This window comes from Paenibacillus sp. FSL R7-0340 (assembly GCF_038002205.1).
GTDB classification, from domain to species: domain Bacteria; phylum Bacillota; class Bacilli; order Paenibacillales; family Paenibacillaceae; genus Paenibacillus; species Paenibacillus polymyxa_B.
This window is the reverse complement of the sequence record NZ_JBBOBY010000001.1, coordinates 2,088,148-2,106,719: the sequence shown is the minus strand read 5'-3', so window position 1 is coordinate 2,106,719 and position 18,572 is coordinate 2,088,148. Positions and strand designations below refer to the sequence as shown.

Annotated in this window: 19 protein-coding genes and 1 other annotated feature; of the genes, 3 read left to right on the top strand and 16 right to left on the bottom strand. The window is 48.2% G+C overall.

The window, feature by feature from the left end:
• Positions 1-144 precede the first annotated feature (144 nt).
• The gene (comER, locus tag MKX59_RS09370) at positions 145-990 is read left to right on the top strand and encodes a late competence protein ComER (RefSeq protein WP_028540440.1); all 846 of its coding nucleotides are present in this window, start codon (positions 145-147) and stop codon (positions 988-990) included.
• Here comER and leuS read toward each other — a convergent pair.
• Complete coding sequence (leuS, locus tag MKX59_RS09365; RefSeq protein ID WP_023989526.1) at positions 971-3,409, bottom strand: leucine--tRNA ligase; 2,439 nt, start codon at positions 3,407-3,409, stop codon at positions 971-973. The two genes, comER and leuS, sit on opposite strands and share 20 nt — an antisense overlap.
• A gap of 61 nt (positions 3,410-3,470) precedes the next feature.
• Positions 3,471-3,728, bottom strand: a binding site (T-box leader).
• 184 nt (positions 3,729-3,912) lie between these two features.
• Here leuS and MKX59_RS09360 point away from each other — a divergent pair.
• The gene (locus MKX59_RS09360) at positions 3,913-4,302 is read left to right on the top strand and encodes a tautomerase family protein (protein WP_028540439.1); all 390 of its coding nucleotides are present in this window, start codon (positions 3,913-3,915) and stop codon (positions 4,300-4,302) included.
• Positions 4,303-4,374: 72 nt separating this feature from the next.
• On the opposite strand, the gene MKX59_RS09355 is transcribed toward MKX59_RS09360, so the two are convergent.
• The 15 genes from MKX59_RS09355 to spoVAC all read right to left on the bottom strand — a co-directional run bounded on the left by MKX59_RS09355 (position 4,375) and on the right by spoVAC (position 17,268).
• Entirely contained in the window at positions 4,375-5,148 is a 774-nt protein-coding gene (locus MKX59_RS09355) for a class I SAM-dependent DNA methyltransferase (RefSeq protein ID WP_023989528.1), read from the bottom strand.
• Positions 5,149-5,151: 3 nt separating this feature from the next.
• Positions 5,152-6,060 carry a CvfB family protein gene (locus MKX59_RS09350; protein WP_076295469.1) on the bottom strand — a complete coding sequence of 303 codons (909 nt, stop codon included), beginning with the start codon at positions 6,058-6,060 and terminating at the stop codon, positions 5,152-5,154.
• On the bottom strand, positions 6,057-6,404 hold the full coding sequence (gene rsfS, locus MKX59_RS09345) for a ribosome silencing factor (RefSeq protein WP_013311194.1): 348 nt from the start codon (positions 6,402-6,404) through the stop codon (positions 6,057-6,059). The genes MKX59_RS09350 and rsfS overlap by 4 nt, the downstream gene beginning before the upstream one ends.
• Positions 6,401-6,997, bottom strand: a complete 597-nt coding sequence (yqeK, locus tag MKX59_RS09340) for a bis(5'-nucleosyl)-tetraphosphatase (symmetrical) YqeK (protein WP_076295470.1) — start codon at positions 6,995-6,997, stop codon at positions 6,401-6,403. Before yqeK ends, rsfS begins: the two co-directional genes overlap by 4 nt.
• Positions 6,981-7,571, bottom strand: coding sequence for a nicotinate-nucleotide adenylyltransferase (nadD, locus tag MKX59_RS09335; RefSeq protein ID WP_013311196.1), 591 nt, complete (start codon positions 7,569-7,571; stop codon positions 6,981-6,983). Before nadD ends, yqeK begins: the two co-directional genes overlap by 17 nt.
• Positions 7,572-7,588: 17 nt before the next feature.
• On the bottom strand, positions 7,589-7,885 hold the full coding sequence (gene yhbY / locus MKX59_RS09330) for a ribosome assembly RNA-binding protein YhbY (RefSeq protein ID WP_013311197.1): 297 nt from the start codon (positions 7,883-7,885) through the stop codon (positions 7,589-7,591).
• A 68-nt stretch (positions 7,886-7,953) separates the two neighbouring features.
• The gene (gene aroE / locus MKX59_RS09325; RefSeq protein ID WP_028540436.1) at positions 7,954-8,823 is read right to left on the bottom strand and encodes a shikimate dehydrogenase; all 870 of its coding nucleotides are present in this window, start codon (positions 8,821-8,823) and stop codon (positions 7,954-7,956) included.
• Between the two features lie 105 nt (positions 8,824-8,928).
• Positions 8,929-10,056: a ribosome biogenesis GTPase YqeH gene (gene yqeH / locus MKX59_RS09320; protein ID WP_028540435.1), complete on the bottom strand. Its 1,128-nt coding sequence runs from the start codon at positions 10,054-10,056 to the stop codon at positions 8,929-8,931.
• Positions 10,049-10,579, bottom strand: coding sequence for a YqeG family HAD IIIA-type phosphatase (locus MKX59_RS09315; protein WP_340858308.1), 531 nt, complete (start codon positions 10,577-10,579; stop codon positions 10,049-10,051). Before MKX59_RS09315 ends, yqeH begins: the two co-directional genes overlap by 8 nt.
• 144 nt (positions 10,580-10,723) lie before the next feature.
• Positions 10,724-12,970, bottom strand: coding sequence for a transglutaminase TgpA family protein (locus MKX59_RS09310; RefSeq protein ID WP_028540434.1), 2,247 nt, complete (start codon positions 12,968-12,970; stop codon positions 10,724-10,726).
• Positions 12,967-14,214 (bottom strand): DUF58 domain-containing protein, encoded by a 1,248-nt coding sequence (locus MKX59_RS09305; RefSeq protein WP_028540433.1) that lies wholly within the window; start codon positions 14,212-14,214, stop codon positions 12,967-12,969. Before MKX59_RS09305 ends, MKX59_RS09310 begins: the two co-directional genes overlap by 4 nt.
• A gap of 3 nt (positions 14,215-14,217) precedes the next feature.
• Positions 14,218-15,177 (bottom strand): AAA family ATPase, encoded by a 960-nt coding sequence (locus MKX59_RS09300; RefSeq protein ID WP_028540432.1) that lies wholly within the window; start codon positions 15,175-15,177, stop codon positions 14,218-14,220.
• Positions 15,178-15,389: 212 nt separating this feature from the next.
• A complete protein-coding gene (gene spoVAE / locus MKX59_RS09295; RefSeq protein WP_013311204.1) occupies positions 15,390-15,746 on the bottom strand; it encodes a stage V sporulation protein AE in 357 nt (118 codons plus the stop codon).
• The gene (gene spoVAD / locus MKX59_RS09290) at positions 15,743-16,765 is read right to left on the bottom strand and encodes a stage V sporulation protein AD (protein ID WP_023989537.1); all 1,023 of its coding nucleotides are present in this window, start codon (positions 16,763-16,765) and stop codon (positions 15,743-15,745) included. Before spoVAD ends, spoVAE begins: the two co-directional genes overlap by 4 nt.
• On the bottom strand, positions 16,762-17,268 hold the full coding sequence (spoVAC, locus tag MKX59_RS09285; protein ID WP_023989538.1) for a stage V sporulation protein AC: 507 nt from the start codon (positions 17,266-17,268) through the stop codon (positions 16,762-16,764). Before spoVAC ends, spoVAD begins: the two co-directional genes overlap by 4 nt.
• Before the next feature lie 185 nt (positions 17,269-17,453).
• Between spoVAC and MKX59_RS09280 the strand changes: the two genes are divergently transcribed.
• The gene (locus MKX59_RS09280; protein ID WP_029515385.1) at positions 17,454-18,533 is read left to right on the top strand and encodes a M42 family metallopeptidase; all 1,080 of its coding nucleotides are present in this window, start codon (positions 17,454-17,456) and stop codon (positions 18,531-18,533) included.
• Positions 18,534-18,572: the final 39 nt, after the last annotated feature.

The window sequence follows — 18,572 nt, the reverse complement described above, 5'->3', positions numbered from 1 at the left end:
AAAGTGGTACGACCCCGGGCACGATCTAACATGCTCAGACATAAAATTCGTCATGTCGGCCAAGACCAGGCGCATACACTAAGAAGAATGACAGCTGACAGCACAGCGTCTATACCGCAAAGTATGAAAGGAGGACGTTGAACAATGAAAGTTGGATTTATCGGGACTGGCAGCATGGGAAGTCTGCTAATTGAGTCTTTTATTAATTCTAACGCACTCAAGCCGCAGCAAATATCAGCAAGCAATCGAACGCATTCCAAGGTAACCGAGCTAGCCCGTCGTTATCCAGGTTTGCATGCAGCCCAAAGCAACCGTGAAACGGCAGCGGAAAGCGATGTTTTGTTTATCTGTGTGAAGCCGCTGGAATCAAAAGCCGTAACGGATGAAATACGCAACGTCATTACAGAAGAGCAAATCGTCGTATCTATCACAAGCCCGGTGCAGATTCGTATTTTGGAGCATGCACTGAAAGCCAAAGTGTCCAAAATTATTCCCAGTATCACCCACCAAGTGGGCAGCGGAGCCTCACTATGCATCCATGGAAGCCGGATTACAGAGGAGGACCGCACCCTTCTGGAAGAGCTTATGTCCCACATCAGCAGGCCGATTCGGGTTAAAGAATCTTATACTCGAATCACGTCGGATTTTTCGAGTTGCGGTCCTGCTTTCTTGGCCTTTTTTATGGACCAGTGGATTCAAGCCGCAGTTCAAGCTACAGGTATAGACCGTACGGAGCTATGCGCCCTGGCCGGTGAAATGATCATCGGCACTGGAAAGCTGCTCACGGAAGGCGGGATGACACCAGCCGAGTTACAGGCCAGAGTAGCGGTTCCCGGAGGTATTACTGCCGAAGCTCTCGCACTGTTGGACATCAGCCTGCATAGTGTCTTTCCCGAGCTGATACAGGCCACGCACAACAAGTATGAAGAAGACATGCAAAAGGTGGATGTCTCCTTCGGCTTAAAGCCAATTAACCGGCAACAATATTAACCAGCTTACCTGGTACAGCAATTACCTTGCGGATCGTTTTGCCGGCCAGTGCCTGCTGAACATTGTCCAACGACACAGCGAATGCTTCCATCGCTTTAGCATCAAGATCCTTGGCAATCGTTGCACGCTGCACAATTTTACCATTCACTTGCACAACAATTTCCACTTCGGCGTCCACCGTCCATGCTTCATCATAAGCAGGCCAGGCCGCGTAGGTAATGCTATCATTGTGCCCCAGCAGCTGCCACAATTCCTCGGCCAGATGGGGTGCAAGCGGCGACAGCATTTGCACGAAGTTTTCCATTGCTGCACGCGGCAGAAGGTCTGCTTTGTATGCATCGTTGGTGAAGATCATCAGCTGGCTGATCGCTGTATTGAAGCGCAGTGCATCCAGATCTTCGGTTACTTTTTTCAGCGTTTTGTGCCAAGTACGATTGAACTCATCGCTACCGCCGTCATTTGTAATTTTATCGTTCAGGCTACCATCCTCGGAAACAAACAGGCGCCATACGCGGGACAGAAAACGATGTGCTCCCTCTACCCCATTCTCATTCCATGGCTTGGTCGCTTCCAGCGGCCCCATAAACATCTCATAAATACGCAGCGTATCGGCGCCAAACGTATTGACAATATCATCAGGATTAATGACATTACCGCGTGATTTACTCATTTTTTCATTGTTATTGCCCAAAATCATACCCTGGTTGACCAGCTTATAAAAAGGCTCTTTCGTTTCCACTACGCCGATATCATACAGTACCTTATGCCAGAAACGGGCATACAGCAAGTGAAGAACCGCATGTTCCGCTCCGCCAATATACAAATCAACAGGCATCCATTCACGTTGTTTCTCTTTGGATACAAGCTCTTTGTCATTTTTCGGATCAATAAAGCGCAGGTAATACCAGCAACTGCCTGCCCATTGCGGCATTGTATTTGTCTCGCGGCGTGCTTTCATACCTGTCTCAGGATCAATGGTTTCGATCCAATCTGTTGCGTTCGCCAGCGGGGATTCACCTGTACCTGAAGGCTTGATATTGTCCATCTCCGGCAGTACGAGCGGAAGTTGGTCCTCAGGAACCGTTTTGATCGTTCCATCCTCCAGATGAATTACCGGAATCGGCTCGCCCCAATAGCGTTGACGGCTGAACAGCCAGTCACGCAGGCGATAGGTGACTTTGCCGTGTCCTTTGCCCTCGGCTTCCAGCCATTCAATCATCTTCGGAATCGCTTCCTCGTTGGTAAGTCCATTCAGCGGGCCGGAATTGACGTGCGGTCCATCCTCAGTATATGGCTCATTAGCCACATCTCCACCTTGGACAACCTCAATGATATTCAATCCGAATTGCTTGGCAAATTCCCAGTCACGCGCATCGTGAGCAGGTACAGCCATAATCGCTCCAGTTCCGTAGCCTGCAAGTACATAGTCAGCAATCCAGATCGGCAGCTTTTCGCCGTTCACCGGGTTCACTGCATAAGCTCCTGTGAATACGCCTGTTTTATCCTTGGCCAGATCCGTACGCTCCAGATCGCTTTTACGAGCAGCTTGTTCACGGTACTGTTGCACAGCATCCTTTTGCTCAGGCGTAGTGATAATATCCACCAATTCCTGCTCTGGTGCCAGCACACAGTAGCTTGCGCCGAACAGTGTATCTGGACGGGTTGTAAATACTGTGAGTTGCTCGTCATAGCCTTCAATTGGAAAACGAACCTCTGCCCCGGTAGACTTACCGATCCAGTTCCGCTGCATATCCTTAATACTCTCAGACCAATCCAGTTCCTCCAGATCCTCCAGCAGACGATCCGCGTATTCCGTAATTTTCAGCATCCATTGACGCATTGGTTTACGGACGACCGGATGACCGCCACGCTCACTCTTACCGTCAATAACTTCTTCATTCGCTAGCACCGTTCCCAGCGCCGGGCACCAGTTCACAGGTACTTCAGCTACATATGCAAGGCCGCGCTTGTACAGCTGGATGAAGATCCACTGTGTCCATTTGTAATAATCAGGATCCGTCGTGCTGATTTCACGATCCCAGTCGTAGGAGAAGCCGAGCGATTTGATTTGACGGCGGAAGTTATTTACATTTTTCACCGTAATTTCGCGTGGGTGCTCCCCTGTATCCAGCGCATGCTGCTCGGCAGGCAGACCGAAGGCGTCCCAACCCATCGGATGCAGTACGTTGTAGCCGCGCATTCTTTTATATCGTGAAACAATATCCGTAGCTGTGTAGCCCTCTGGGTGGCCTACATGTAGGCCGGCTCCAGATGGGTACGGAAACATATCCAAAGCATAAAACTTCGGTTTGCCCGGCTCTTCCCCGGTACGGAACGTCTTGTTCTCATCCCAATATTTCTGCCATTTTGGTTCAATACTTTGCGGTTGATAGCCGTGCTTCGGCTGTGTGTCTGTCATTGTCTTTTCCTCCTCAAACGGTATGCAACAAAAAAACCTCTGCATCCCGTAGCGTGTCAGCGCTAGGGACGAGAGGTTATATTCCCGTGGTACCACCCTAGTTAGCAGAAAGCGTTCTTCGCGTTCTACTCCCTTTGCACCTGATAACGGAGGTGATCCGATGCGGGTTAATAACAGGATACAAGCACCTGTATAGGGCGTTCCTGCGTTGGACGCATATCTCCGAGGCGAGTTCACTTTGCACTGTCAACCGGCTTGCACCACCCGCCAGCTCTCTACATGTCCAGACAAAGCTACTATTCCTCATCAGCGATTGTTTAACCGTTAATAATGGCACTATTATATTGAAAACCGCGAAAAAAGTCAAATAAGGACTACCTTTGGTGTTAAAGACCCTCTTCATACTAATTGTTCATGACACATGCATACGAATGTTTTATAATGATTTCGAATTAAATCGCTTCAAGTTGAGATGAGTTGAGATAAGAAAGGTGAGCTGAGAAATGGCACAGATTAAAATTTACGGAATAAAAGAAACTCTAAATCCAATCAAAAAGCAACTTTCAGAGGTGATTCATTCTGCTGTGGTGGATGCGTTCAAATATCCTCCTGACAAGAGGTTTCAACGTTTTTTTCCTATGGATCAGGAAGACTTTATATATGCCGATGGTCGCTCTGAGGCGTACACCATTATTGAAATCAGTATCTTTGAAGGCAGAACGACAGAAGCTAAGAAGCAACTCATTAACCTGTTATTCCAAAGAATTAACGATCTTTTGGGTATTTCTCCACAGGATCTTGAGATTACTATATTTGAAACACCCAAACAGAACTGGGGCATTCGGGGTGTACCGGGTGATGAGCTTCAGCTGAGCTATAAAGTGAATATATGAGTGCAAAAAGACGCCCTTCATGTCATCATGAAAAGCGTCTTTCTTTTCCCATACTTGCTAAATGAAGCCTTGCTATTTTACAGCAACATAAAACAGTCTCGCCGCGTCATCTTCTGCTTCTACCCATTCAAAATCCGCATATACCTTCACATCACGAAAACCCGCTTTGGACAATTCTGCCTTCATCCAGTCTGGGTCATAGGCACGTTGAACATGTATTTCCTCGAAACGCTGGTATAGATCGCGTCCTTCTTGTTCTGCTTTCGCAAAGATACTAAGATGATGCTCAATTTCACAACGGGGAGTGTCCAACGCACATGTCCAGATATACGAGATAGAGCGTTCATCCAGTACGAATGGTTGCTCTTCATCATAGCGTAAAAACGTCTGCGGATGATGTACATCGAACAAGAAGGTTCCGCCAGGCTTTAGACCAGCATGCGTTCTGCGAAAAGTAGAAATTATATCTTCTTCCTCCAACAAGTAATTCAAACAATCGCAAAAAGAAATTACAGAATCCACAGGCTCGGGTAAAATCCATTCTCTCATATCCTGCTGTATCCAGCGAACGCTTCCCTCACGAAACAATCGCTGTCCCTGTGGAGTGGTTTCCATTTTGCGACGGGCTACTGCCAGCATGTCAGAGGATAAGTCGATTCCAGCCACCTCGAAGCCCGAGTTAACCAGGGGGATCGTAATTGAACCCGTTCCGCAGCCCAGCTCGGCCACCGTATGCGGCATCCCGTACTGATCCCAAGCCTGCCGTGCAAAGCGCAACCAGTCCGGGTACGGCATGTCCTGCATCAGCTCATCATACACATAGGCAAACTTCCGGTAAGAAGCCATTTTTTATTCCCCATTCCCGTCCTTCGGTTTCGGCATTTTCTCCACCAGGTAGGTCCAGTTTTCCTTTTGTGTAATCATTCCTTCCTTCATCAGCTTGCCCATTGCACGCTTGAAGGCGGATTTACTGATACCGAACCGTTGCTTGATAATATCCGGCGGTGTTGCGTCGGAATAAGGCATGCCGCCGCCCGGACGCTCTTTCAGAAAAGCAATCAGCCGCTCCGCATCCTCATCACGGCCTACTTCCTTGCGTGGTGACATCGCCAGATTGACCCGACCGTCTTCCCGAACAAGCGTGACCCGTACCTTGACCTCTTCGCCCAAGCGAAGCATCCGGTTACGCTCCGAGGAATGAATCATTCCAATCGCTCCAAAACCAAGCACACCTCCGTCCACCAGGACGAATGTGCCCATCTGAAGCGGCTTGTACACAGTCGCCTGCACCCATGTATTTAACCACGAATCAGGGGCGTGGAAGCACAACGGAGCCAGCTCCTGTTCCCCTGCCAGCTTAGCCCGCAGTCTACCTTGCTTGTCATGCTCCATAATGGCATATACGTAGTCGCCCACCCGAGGATGTAAATCTCGGTTTTCTGGCAACTCACGAATCGGCAGCAAAAGCTGACGACCCAATCCCATCTCCAGGAAACAACCCAAACGCGGATGCACATCAGCCACTTCAAGTTTTGCCATTTCGCCCAACGACAAGAACGGCTTTTTCATGGTTGCGGCCAAACGGTCCTCTGTATCGTGAAAAATAAATACCTCCAACCGTTCACCAACTTCGATTTCACGTGTCAGCTCCGTATAATGCAGCAGCACATCCTGCTCACCAACAGTGAGAAAATAACCGAAAGGAGATACCTCACGATCCACCATAATGGTGACATAAGTACCGGCGATCAAACTCATACCTTTTCCACAACCTTAGCATCCGACCAGAGTCGTTCAATGTTATAGTATTCGCGCTCGTCGCGATGGAAGACATGCACTACGACATCCCCCAAATCCATTAGAACCCAACGGGCGGAATCCATTCCTTCGATTCCTTTGATGGTTACACCTTCATCATGAGCGCGTTTGCGAATTTCTGTTGCAATCGCCTGTACCTGTGTATCCGAATTACCGTGGCAGATGACAAAATAATCAGCTACTAGTGATATTCCCCGCAAATCCAGTGCGACAATATTCATTGCCTTTTTATCATTTGCAGCATCAACCGCTGTTTGCATTAATTGCTCATTAGTTAGGGTCATTCATGAACCTCCGTTTTTCTCTGTTTTAGTTGTTGAATCAAGTCATTGCGCGACAAGACTGTCAGTGGAAAAATAACCTTTTTCTTTTCCAGCAACAATGTAATCGTGGAGTCAAATCCAGCGATAAGGCCCTGCTCCAAGCTTTTCTTTGCCTGTTTACGGATATGCTCAACCCCCGGAAAATCCCGTCCCGGTTCGATGTAATCAGCGAGACACACGACTTTATCCAGCAGGCTCATACCTACGCGTCCTGACGTATGCCAGCGGATCGCATTCCTTATTTCCGGATCATCCACTCCGTAATCTCTTGCTGCAACGCAGTATCCTACCTCTGAATGCCAGAGCTGCTTGTTATGTTCCAAAAGCTCCTGATCACATTCGGGATGACTGCGAATCACCTCTTCCATCTGCTGGACAGGCCAATATTTCGCTACATCATGCAAAATAGCCGCCAGTTCGGCCTTATCCGGATCTGCTCCATATCGCTGCGCAAGCTCAACTGAGGTATGCATAACACCTAGTGTGTGCTTCCAGCGCTTTTCAGGCATTTGACCAGATACGGCTTCCATTAATTGCTCACGGCTGTACTTCATACAAACCGCCCCTTGTAATATAGTCATGCACACGATCAGGCACAAGATAACGGATGGTACGCCCTTCCGCAGCACGCTCTCGAATATCCGTCGACGAAATGTCCACCACTGGCATATCCGCCAGCAGTACCTTGTCCTGCAAATAATGCGGCAACTCATCCAACGCAAGCTGGAACCCTGGGCGCCGAACACCAATAAAATAAATTCGCTGCGCCAGTTCCTCAATTCCCTGCCAATGAGGCAAGTAGTTCACCATATCCGCACCAATAATAAAATAAAAATCCACAGCAGAGTGCAACTCCTGAAGCTCCTTGATCGTGTCAATGGTATAGGATACTCCCCCGCGAAGCACTTCAATATCCAGCACTTCAAAAGCAGGATGACCCGCTACCGCTTCACTCGTCATCTCCAGACGCTCCTTACCGCTCGCCCCCGCCTGATGCTTGTGCGGAGGAATATGAGAAGGCATAAACCATACTTGATCCAGACCATAGGCATCTCTTGCCGCTTCTCCAGCCAGCAGATGTCCAATATGAATTGGGTCAAATGTACCACCCATAATACCGATTTTCATAATTTTCTCCCCGCGTGTTATCCTCTAGGCAACTCGATTTCCTTATGATCACGGGATTCTTTGTACAAAATAATAGTGCTCCCGATGATCTGAACAAGCTCAGAACCTGTCTCCGCGGCCAGTTCTTCCGCAATTTCATGTTTGTCGTCCAAACAGTTGTTCAAAATTTGCACTTTCATCAGCTCACGCTTTTCAATCGCATCGTTGATGTGACGCATAAGATGCTCATTCGTACCGTTTTTGCCTACTTGAAAAACCGGGTCCAAATGATGCGCCATTGAACGCAAATATCTTTTTTGTTTACCTGTTAACATGTATATTTAACCCCTTCGTCGCCACATATACAATGCAGCATTTCCATAATTTTAATGTACAATCTTACTTACGACAGGCTACTCAGCACAGCCGCTCTCATTTGCTCTACAGCAGGGACAACCCCTGTAAAATACTCAAAAGCCACAGCCCCCTGGTACACGAACATGCCCAAGCCCCCATGTACAGTGCAGCCGCGCTGTTCACGGCTTTCCCGTAAAAGTCTCGTTTCCAGCGGATTGTAGATCAAATCACTCACAATGATTCCCTCCGGAATCAAGCTCGTTTTCAGTGGAAGTTCATCCGATAAAGGGGACATTCCCACCGAGGTTGTGTTAATCAACACATTCACTGTGGCGAGCACGCTCTTGGCATCCTCGTTGGAATAACCCCTCACTGGGATCGCCTCCGTCGTCCACTCTAATGCCAGTTGCTCAGCTTTGTCACGTGTTCGGTTCAAAATAATAACCGATTCCGGTTGCTCCTCCAATAGAGCATGAATTACGCCACGAGCAGCCCCTCCGGCTCCAAGAACAGCAATTCTTGCGCCCTTCAAATCGACAGAAGTCTCTTCTTTGAGGGAACGTACGTAGCCAATTCCGTCCGTGTTATAGCCCTTGAGCCGTCCATTGTCATTCACTATCGTATTGACAGCGCCAATGAGTCTGGCCCCTTCATCAATCTCATCCAGATATTTCATAACCTCGACTTTATGGGGAATCGTCACATTGACTCCGCGGAAATGCATAGCGCGAATCCCCTTCATGGCATCTTCCAGCTGATCCGGTTTGACATGAAGAGGTACAAAATCTCCTTCAATCCCTGCTGCCTGTAAAGCTATTTTATGCATAAGAGGCGATTTGGAGTGCTTGATCGGATCACCCAATACGCCCAATAGTACAAGACCTTGTTCGGTCGCTTCAGACTCCCCGCTGTTCATCGTTGCTCTCCCCCATATTGCAAAATATTAGGCCGCACAAATACATGAATGGCGGCAGGAACCAGTACCTGTTCCTTGCCGCCCTATAACATGGTTACAGCAACGTTATATCAACGCAGGCCGCAAAAGCACACGGACTCCCCGAGGAGCATGAACCGCAACCAGAGCTCCGTTCTCGCTATTCACTCTGATCCATCCCAAACCGGAAATGTAGATGTCCGATGGAGATTTGCGTGGAACGCGGAACTCATGTCTTGTCCATTCCGGCATTTCTGCCAATTGATCGCGTGTTGGCGGAGATAACAATTCCCCGGCATGATCAGCGAACAACTGATCAGCCCGCTCCAGCTTCGTGCGATGTATTTTAAGACCACCGTTAATATAGCAGGTAAATGATTGGTGCTGACCCTCCACAAAATCAAATCGGGCCATACCGCCGAAAAACAATGTTTGTCCGGCATCAAGCTGATACGCAGCAGGCTTCAGCGGCTTGTCCGGCATAATAGCACTCAAGTCCTGACGGGAGACGATCTCACTGAATCGCCAAGGGTATACAATACCCGGAGTATCAATAATGTGCTTGCCGTCGTCGAGCGGAATATTCACCATATCGAGTGTAGTCCCCGGGTAACGGGACGTTGTAAGTTCCTGCTCCATATCGCTATAATCACGAATCAAGCGGTTAATGAGCGTGGATTTACCCACATTTGTCGCTCCGACCACATATACATCGCGGTTACCACGGAGCTCAGATACCACATCCAACAGACGGTCAAAGCCCTGATTTTTTTTAGCTGAGCACAGAACAATTTCTTCCGTGCGAAGTCCTTGCTCCTTCGCTTGCTTTTGTACCCAGTTACGTACCTTGTTCCAATTCGTTACCTTAGGCAGCAAATCGGTCTTGTTCACAGCCAGTATAACCGGATTGGAGCCTACAAAGCGTTGCAAACCGGAAATCAAGCTACCTTCAAAATCAAAAATATCTACAATGTGGATGACGAGCGCATCCTTGTCCCCAATCTGGCTGAGCAGCTTCAAGAACTCATCTTGATTCACCGTCACTGAAGACGTCTCATTATAGTTTTTGATCCGGAAGCAACGCTGACAGATGACAGGTTCGCGAGTAAGCAATTTTTCAGGAATATATCCCGGAAGCTCCGGGCTAGTGGTCTGCACGGTGATACCGCAACCACTACATTTGACGGCAGTGCCGCCGTCAGGTCTTTCAGTCATTCTTCTTTTCCTCCTCAAGCCATAAGCCTTTCTTACGTAACCTTGAGAGCGCGATTCGCTCCAACCGCCGATTAAATCGGGTCATGACTCCTTCATCATGAATGGATATCGGTAGCACCAACACCGTATGCAATCCCAGTCGGTTACCTCCCAATACGTCCGTCAACATTTGGTCTCCGACCATAATAGTCTCTTCCGGAGTCAGCCCCATCATACGGATGGCTCTACGAAAAGACGAGTTGGAGGGCTTCCGTGCGGCATGTATAAATTCAATGTCCAAAGGCGTAGCAAACACGGATACACGGTCCATATTGTTGTTAGACACGATGACAAGCTTAAAACCCGCCTGTTTGACCTTCTCAAACCAGGCCACCAGCTCGGGAGTCGCATTCGGCGCTTTTGCGCCGACCAGCGTGTTATCCAGATCCGTAATAATGCCGCGATATCCTTGAGCATACAAGCCTTCGAGATCAATATCAAAGACGGTATTCACCCGTAATTTGGGCATCAGCATTTCAAACAACGTCGGTCACCTCAGTTTCATACGACAAACTATACCATATTACTATGGCTTAGTAAAAAGCTATCCGCAACAAACGGACAGCTTTTTCACTAAATATAGCTAAAGATTAAAATAGACGGCAAATTGAACCTAATCAAAAATAGACTAGTCTTGATCCTTCTGATCCGTCGCAGCTTTTCTTCCAGCCCATCGTTTTATCCATCCTTCTTTGTGTAACAGAGAGGCCTGCTGGCGAACCATATGCCAATCTTCTGCGGTTACGGATGAGGGACTATAACGCGCTTGTTCAAATCGTCCAAGCAGCTGATGTAAAATAGAAGCTTGTTCCGGTACTTCTAGCGACCATCTATCAACTGATTCCCTTAGCGTCTCGTGACTGGCGCGGACAAATCCCTTTCTTCGCATGTACCTTAACCAGTGCTCAGTTTCCACGACCACCTTTTCATCCGGGGTCAGCGGCTTACCTCTGCGTAAACGCAGCAGGTAAAAGTGAATGTCTGCCCGATTACGCCAGACGATATAAGCAGCCCACAGCAGCAGAATTGCAGCAGCAGAACCTATGATTACAGGATGAATCTTTGAACCTTCCTCCGGATCAGTCTGCGGGTTCTGCTCAGGCTGTTCTGGTTCAGGCTGATCTTTAACCTCTGGGGCTTCTGGAGTCTTTGAATCCTCCTGTTCCGTAAGCAGCGGCATATCAAAGCCAGGCGTAGCTTCTACAGGAACCCAACCGTATTCACCTAAATATACTTCCGCCCAGGAATGAGCATCCGCATTTGTCACGGAGTAAGAGGACATATTTTCATCACCTTCGCCCGTTGTTGCATCATCTGAAAACGTCTGCTGACCAGGTGCATACCCTTTAACCCAACGGGCTGGAACCCCAACAGAGCGAGCCATCATGACTAATGAGGTGGAATAATAATCGCAATAGCCCTCCCGAATCTCAAACAGAAAGGCATCCACAAAATCTCTGCTTCTTTTCCGTGAGAGGTCCGGGTTGTTCGTATATGCATAATTTTGCTGCAAATACTGCTGTAGTAATCCGACTTTTTCATACGGCGTTTTCGCCGTTGACGTTACGTTCTGAGCCAAATCACGAACCCGCTGTGGCAACTCATCTGGAATTTGTAGATAGGCATCCTGTTTGTTTTTTCCGTACAACTCATTAAAAGTTTTTGTGCGTAGCTCTTTCTCAGGGATCACAGGGACATGTGATACCAGAGTATACGTTTTAGGATAAGCAGTTCTTCGGGAGGATGGATTCCAAAGCAGTTCCGCCTGTTCCGGGTTCCAATGTAACCCATCTGCCCGTGAATCTCTGTCCACCGATTGAACACGCTGCACCGAATAGGCGCCAAACAGAACAGGATAGCTCTGGTCATTTTGCATCGTAATGGTCTGAACGACCTGCTCAGTCGAATGCCGCGTTTCTTGTGTGTTTTCAAGCTCTGCGGTCATCGGCACATCATTTAGCGTTTGATCATCGTTTCCCCCGTCACTCCAGCCTGTACCGGAATAGGTTCGTTTCGTTTCCCCCCGCCAATAGCTTCGTTGAGTGGTCGTGATGGTCATGACAGGAGAATAATCAAAATTAAAACCTCCACCCAACCGATTATCCTGGCGACTATACCCTGATGCGGTGTTCATCCGCTGATTCAGTGCCCCAGATCCATTGCTAATCCCGGCGGTGGTTGAGCTATTTCTCTGGGTCCACGCTGTATAGGGATCCGTCAAAGCTGGCTGTACCTCGGGCATATTGACACCAGCCATAATAATGAGCGCAAAAATGACCGCAATATTGGCTGCTATTTTATATGGATAGCGTCGAATATGCTTCCACCCTTGAGGATAATGCTGCCGAAAATACTGCAGATGCTGTGTCACTAGCCAACCCATACCAGCAAAGACGATCCAGGCAACCTCCTCCCACAGCACAGTTGGCGTAAAGGAATCAAGCACTGCCAGCGCGGCGATATTAATACCCACAAAAACAAGAATCCGCTGTTTCGTTGTAACGATGAGCGGCACCATTTCAATAACTAGCCAAGCGATGAGGGAAAACCAAATATAAGGAGACATATTGGATATAAATTGGTCCAGGCGATTGGCTACCCCTCCGAAGGGGATAATGATGGAGTAAGACACCAATGTCCGATACAAAATAAAAAACAGCGCCGCCGCCTTAACAATAAATTCAATCCAAGGACGAAATGGTAGTACAATCTTCACCAGAGCCAGCATTGTAATGGTCATCAGTACAAGTGCTCTTGTCTCTTCCAGCCATAATTCGGAAGCAAAAGAAACCCATTGCATGGCAATAATAATAATCCATAAAAATGTAAAAGCGGGGGCCCAGGAACCCTTTAACGATTGTAACCAGCTCTTCATAGTGTCCCTCCCCCCATTACAGCCGGGAGCTCTTCAAGGCTCTCAACATCGTAGCCCTTGATTCCCCTTGCACGAAGCATGCTCATCCATTTTTCAGCTTCTCCCTCAGCAGAACCTTCTCCGATATAGACATGGCACGGAGTCATCCCTCGGGTATCGGCCCAACGAAGAAGCTCCATCGCCTGATAATCATTCAGCGGACTAATCAGTATAAAATAACAGCCTTGCGGAAACTGGCGCACACTGCTTTCTACAGCGGATTTCAAGCTACCTTGTGAAGTTGTGTGTATGTCTACCAAGTGATGCATCATTCGTTGTCGTTCCATTGTCTGCTCACTTGGCTGAAAGACAGTGCCTTTTTCTCCAGCTGTGCACAATCCAACCCCCATTCGCTCCCGTCCACCATATTCCAGCAATGAAGCGGTGGAGGATACAGCTAGCTCAAACTGTTCGGCGTTTACATAATGCTTCATGTGTACGTCCAGCACAAGCATCGTTTTTGGAACGGTCTCATGCTCAAATTCCTTGGATTTCCAGCTACCTGTACGAGCCGTCGCATTCCAATGGATGCGCGAAAACCGATCTCCATATACATAGTCCCGTACACCGTTAATTTGTGTCGTCTCACGCCGCGTTCGAGTTTGAACGGTCTGCGGTCCAGACATCCTTGAGCGACGGTCATTCATCTGCCAATACGGAATGAATACCGTTCGGGGCAGCACCCGAAATTCACCGCGTGCGTTCAAGCTGCCTTTGTGCTCCAACAGACCGAAGATGTCCTCACTCACACATTCAGTTTCCTCAAAGTGGTAGCTTCCTCGCTCTAAAGCGGGAGTCTGAAATGTAAGCTGACCGCCCCCTTTTAGACTAGGAATGACACTGTCCTCAAACGACCAGGATTCACCTGTATGCCGCTTGAGGACCTCACGGACAATGACATAGGGTAACGGAAGAAAACCAGGAATGCTGAGGCTCAGCTTTACATGCACCTGATCTCCCGCATGCAGCAGTTCTCCAAACTCCGAGCCTTGCGAAAGCTGCCGGGAGCCTTGCACACGGCGAACTCCACTCAGACCAACGATCCCTAAATAAACGATTAACAGCGTAACCATAGACAACAGCATGACCGACGTCTTGCCGCCCTGAAACAACAAATATAGCAGGCACACCACCCATATGACCACCAGAAGCCAGATGCGGCCTGACAGCCGGGGAAGCCTGCGCTTCCTTTTGACCATATTCATTCCCTAAGGACGCTCCATTCGTACGGGTACATGAACCTGCCGAAGGACAGCTTGGAGCACGGACTGGGCATTGGAACTGTCCAGACGCGCCTCGGGACGCAGCAACAAACGATGCGTTAGCACATAAGGTGCCAGCGCCTTGACATCATCAGGCAGCACATAGTCACGGTTGTCCAGAAAAGCGTATGCCTTCGCAGCCATTACAAAAGCAAGCGCCGCCCGGGGGCTAGCTCCCAGCAGCACGGATGGATGTTCTCTTGTCGCACGCACGATATCAAGTAAATAGGACGTCACTGCTTCGTCCATATAAATTCCTCTAATTTCCTGCTGGATGTCAGCAACCTGCTCCATATGAGCTACAGCCTCCAGACGGTCTGCTGGCTGGCCTGCCTGATGATGAAGCAGCATGTTTCGCTCCGTCTCCATGTCAGGATAACCCAAGCTGATTTTGAGCATAAAACGATCTAACTGTGCTTCCGGCAGCATATAAGTGCCTTCAAAATCAATCGGATTTTGTGTCGCACACAGCATAAAAGGATGAGGCAACATATGCGTGTCCCCATCCACCGTCACACTGCGTTCCTCCATAACCTCCAGCAGAGCCGACTGGGTTTTCGTCGTCGCTCGGTTAATTTCGTCCGCCAGCAAAATATTAGTCATCACAGGACCCGGACGGAAATAAAAACGCTCGTCCCGTGGATGAAATATGGATACCCCTGTAATATCACTCGGGAGAATATCAGGATTACATTGAACACGGCGGTAATCACCGCGCATGGATTTGGCAAGCGCCTTGATCATTTGCGTTTTCCCCGTACCCGGAACGTCCTCGATCAGAATGTGTCCACCCGCCAGCATAGCCGTAAGCAGTAATTTTATTTCAAAGGATTTACCTAATATACATGATTCCAGATTAGAACGGATTGCAGATACAATCTGCACAGATTCTTGACGTACGGGCATAGCTCTGTAAACCTCCTAGATAGCAACATGTTTCCTATTATTGTACATGAAGGCGGGCACAGAGTACACTTAACCCCCTGCCCGTATTATTCAAACTCCATCCTTCTTTCGATCTTTCATGTGCAGAACAATTAAAAACCCTTCGGTCATTAGATCCGAAGGGCACATGTATATAATCATTTATTTTTATGTCATTTCTAAGTACGCTGCTTCTATATGCTTCCTTTTGGACGAACAAACAAGCATGCCAGAAAAGAGAAAATAATCGCAGAGGAAATTCCTGCACTTGTCAGACTAAAGATCCCTGTAATGACACCCAACCATCCGTCCTTCTCCAATTCCGTTAATGCGCCGTGTACAAGTGAGTTACCAAAACTGGTAATTGGAATGGTCGCACCCGCCCCTGCAAATTTAATAAGCGGATCGTATATCCCAACAGCATCAGCAATTGCACCTGCAACTACCAACGTACTCATCGTATGTGCCGGCGTCATTTTGAACACATCCATCATCAACTGGCCTACGACACAAATGGCACCACCCACTAAAAAAGCCCATAGAAATATCATACCGTTCCTCCCGCTTCAAAAGCTACAGCATGTGCAACACAAGGAATGCTTTCACCCTGCTGTGTAGTCAAAGGAGATAATAACGCTCCGGTCGCCACGACCAGTACCTTTTGAAGCTCTCCTTTTTCGATCCGCTTCAACAAATGCCCGTAGGTTACAACAGCCGAGCAGCCACAACCACTGCCTCCTGCAATGACTTTCTTTTGCTTATTGATATCGTAAATCAGTAAACCGCAATCATTAAATTCCGTCTGATTCATATCGAACCCATCTTTTTTGAGCAGCTCCTTGGCAATCGGTAGCCCCACTGAGGCTAAATCGCCCGTTACAATGAGATCATAGTAACCAGGGTCACGGCCAGTATCTCGAAAATGAGACAACAGCGTATCCGCAGCCGCGGGAGCCATTGCTCCACCCATATTAAAGGGGTCTTTAATGCCCATATCCATTACACGTCCAATGGTAGCACAATCCACCACCGTCCCTGACTTGGCATGTCCTACAATTGCGGCGCCGGAACCGGTAACAGTATACTGAGCCGTAGGGGGCTTCTGTGATCCGTATTCATTAGGATAGCGGAATTGTTTTTCTACAGTACAGTTATGGCTGGTCGTACCCGCCATCACGTAGTCACCGGCCTCTGAGTCCACAATAAGTGCGGCTAAGGCTAAGCTTTCCATTGATGTTGAGCAGGCTCCAAAAACACCCAAATAGGGAATGGCCAGCTTGCTAGCCGAGAAGGAGCTACTGATAATCTGATTCATCAGATCACCACTAATAAAAAACTGTACTTCTTCTTTGTTCAAATTCGCATTAATTAGCGCCAGCTCTGTAGAATGCTCAATCAATCTACGTTCCGCTTTTTCCCACGTTTTCTCGTTGATTTCTATATTGTCATAAATATAATCAAAATCTGTGGATAACGGTCCCTCTCCTTCATCCGGGCCCACAACGGTGGCACTTCCAATGATGCGCGGTCTTGATTCAAACTTCCAGGTTTGTCCTCCCTGTCTTCTCATAAGTGATTGCCTCCCACACCAAGGATGGCATATATAACGCCTACGATAAATGCGGCCACCACCCCGAATACGATAACTGAGCCTGCCAGCTTGAACATATTCGCGCCCACTCCGAGCACCAGTCCCTCAGAACGATATTCCAATGCAGCCGAACACATGGAGTTAGCAAAGCCTGTAATTGGCACAGCGGTTCCCGCGCCCGCCCATTGGGCAACCTTATCGTAAACCCCGATACAGGTTAATATGACCGCCAGCAAGATCATCATGGATGAGGTTGGCGGGGCGGCCTCCTTGGCTGATATGTGCATTCCTGCCATAAAAGCCTCTTGAATCGCCTGTCCAATCACACATATCCCGCCTCCAACCAGAAAAGCGCGCACACAATTGGCAAATACTTTCCTCGAGGGTTCATGCTTTTGTGAAATATTCTGATAGTCCTTCTCATTTATGGACAGCGGCGACGTATTGGTACGAAAACCGCGCTGCCCTGATTTAGCTGGCATCATTCACCACCCCTTGTCTGTAAGTTTTCGCGCTTGGCGGTTCGAATTGCTTGGGTCTTTTTCATTATGAGCTTTTTGGAGAAATGTTATGTCAGGAAAATGATATCGTGGACATTCGATACAAATCCATTCATACTGAATACATGACGACCACTGGTTAATTAATAAGGAGTGAGGTATACATCATGGAATCAAAAACATTGGAATTGTTTAAAACCTTAACGGAGTTTCCTTCCATTCCTGGACATGAGCGTGAGTTGCGGGCATGGGTTAAGGAACGGATATCCGGTTATACCGATGAAATCGTGCAAGATCGATTGGGGAGTCTTTTTGGGGTGCTTCGCGGCCAAGAGAGTGGACCACGAGTAATGGTGGCAGGCCATCTGGATGAAGTCGGTTTTATCGTGAATGGTATTACGGAAAATGGAATGATTCGTTTTCAGCCGGTTGGAGGCTGGTGGAGCCAAGCCATTATGTCACAACGTCTTCAAGTATTAACTCCAAAAGGCCCAGTTATCGGTGTAGTTGGCTCTGTCTCGCCTCATTTGCTGGATGAATCGCAACGCAGCAAACCTATGGACATCAAGCATATGTATCTGGATATCGGCGTAGACAGCAGACAAGAAGCGCAAGATCTGGGGATCGTACCAGGAACGGCCATTGCGCCGATCTGTGATTTCACTCCACTGGCAAATCCTAAAAAAATCATGGCTAAAGCGTGGGATAACCGCTACGGTGTAGGCTTGGCTATTGAACTACTTGAAGCATTACATAAAGAAAAAGACAAGCTTCCCAATACATTGTATGCAGGGGCCACTGTTCAAGAAGAAGTGGGACTGCGTGGTGCCCGCACAGCGGCCAATCTGATTCAGCCGGATATATTCTTTGCACTGGATTGCAGTGCAGCCAACGATATGGGCGGCGACCCGAATGCTTACGGGCACCTCGGTAAAGGCGCACTGCTGCGGGTATTTGATCCGGGTATGATTACACATCGCGGAATTGTGGAATACGTGCAAGACATGGCGGAAACTCACAAAATCAAGTATCAATATTTCATCTCCACAGGGGGAACCGATGCAGGCCAAGTACACTTGAGCGGAATTGGCGTGCCATCCACCGTCATAGGCATCTGTGGACGATACATCCATACTTCCTCGTCCATTATTCACACTGATGATTATGATGCAGCCAAAGAGCTGATCATCAAGCTGGTTCAAAATCTGGATCGTACAACGCTGAATACCATTATTGAACGAGCCTAAGGTGTAACAGAGAATCGCAATCTATAAAAAAACAGTCAA

Coding starts and splice junctions, on each gene's coding strand:
- comER (WP_028540440.1), top strand. CDS start 145: ATGAAAGTTGGATTTATCGGGACTGGCAGCATGGGAAGTCTGCTAATT.
- leuS (WP_023989526.1), bottom strand. CDS start 3,409: ATGACAGACACACAGCCGAAGCACGGCTATCAACCGCAAAGTATTGAA.
- MKX59_RS09360 (WP_028540439.1), top strand. CDS start 3,913: ATGGCACAGATTAAAATTTACGGAATAAAAGAAACTCTAAATCCAATC.
- MKX59_RS09355 (WP_023989528.1), bottom strand. CDS start 5,148: ATGGCTTCTTACCGGAAGTTTGCCTATGTGTATGATGAGCTGATGCAG.
- MKX59_RS09350 (WP_076295469.1), bottom strand. CDS start 6,060: ATGAGTTTGATCGCCGGTACTTATGTCACCATTATGGTGGATCGTGAG.
- rsfS (WP_013311194.1), bottom strand. CDS start 6,404: ATGACCCTAACTAATGAGCAATTAATGCAAACAGCGGTTGATGCTGCA.
- yqeK (WP_076295470.1), bottom strand. CDS start 6,997: ATGAAGTACAGCCGTGAGCAATTAATGGAAGCCGTATCTGGTCAAATG.
- nadD (WP_013311196.1), bottom strand. CDS start 7,571: ATGAAAATCGGTATTATGGGTGGTACATTTGACCCAATTCATATTGGA.
- yhbY (WP_013311197.1), bottom strand. CDS start 7,885: ATGTTAACAGGTAAACAAAAAAGATATTTGCGTTCAATGGCGCATCAT.
- aroE (WP_028540436.1), bottom strand. CDS start 8,823: ATGAACAGCGGGGAGTCTGAAGCGACCGAACAAGGTCTTGTACTATTG.
- yqeH (WP_028540435.1), bottom strand. CDS start 10,056: ATGACTGAAAGACCTGACGGCGGCACTGCCGTCAAATGTAGTGGTTGC.
- MKX59_RS09310 (WP_028540434.1), bottom strand. CDS start 12,970: ATGAAGAGCTGGTTACAATCGTTAAAGGGTTCCTGGGCCCCCGCTTTT.
- MKX59_RS09305 (WP_028540433.1), bottom strand. CDS start 14,214: ATGAATATGGTCAAAAGGAAGCGCAGGCTTCCCCGGCTGTCAGGCCGC.
- MKX59_RS09300 (WP_028540432.1), bottom strand. CDS start 15,177: ATGCCCGTACGTCAAGAATCTGTGCAGATTGTATCTGCAATCCGTTCT.
- spoVAE (WP_013311204.1), bottom strand. CDS start 15,746: ATGATATTTCTATGGGCTTTTTTAGTGGGTGGTGCCATTTGTGTCGTA.
- spoVAD (WP_023989537.1), bottom strand. CDS start 16,765: ATGAGAAGACAGGGAGGACAAACCTGGAAGTTTGAATCAAGACCGCGC.
- spoVAC (WP_023989538.1), bottom strand. CDS start 17,268: ATGCCAGCTAAATCAGGGCAGCGCGGTTTTCGTACCAATACGTCGCCG.
- MKX59_RS09280 (WP_029515385.1), top strand. CDS start 17,454: ATGGAATCAAAAACATTGGAATTGTTTAAAACCTTAACGGAGTTTCCT.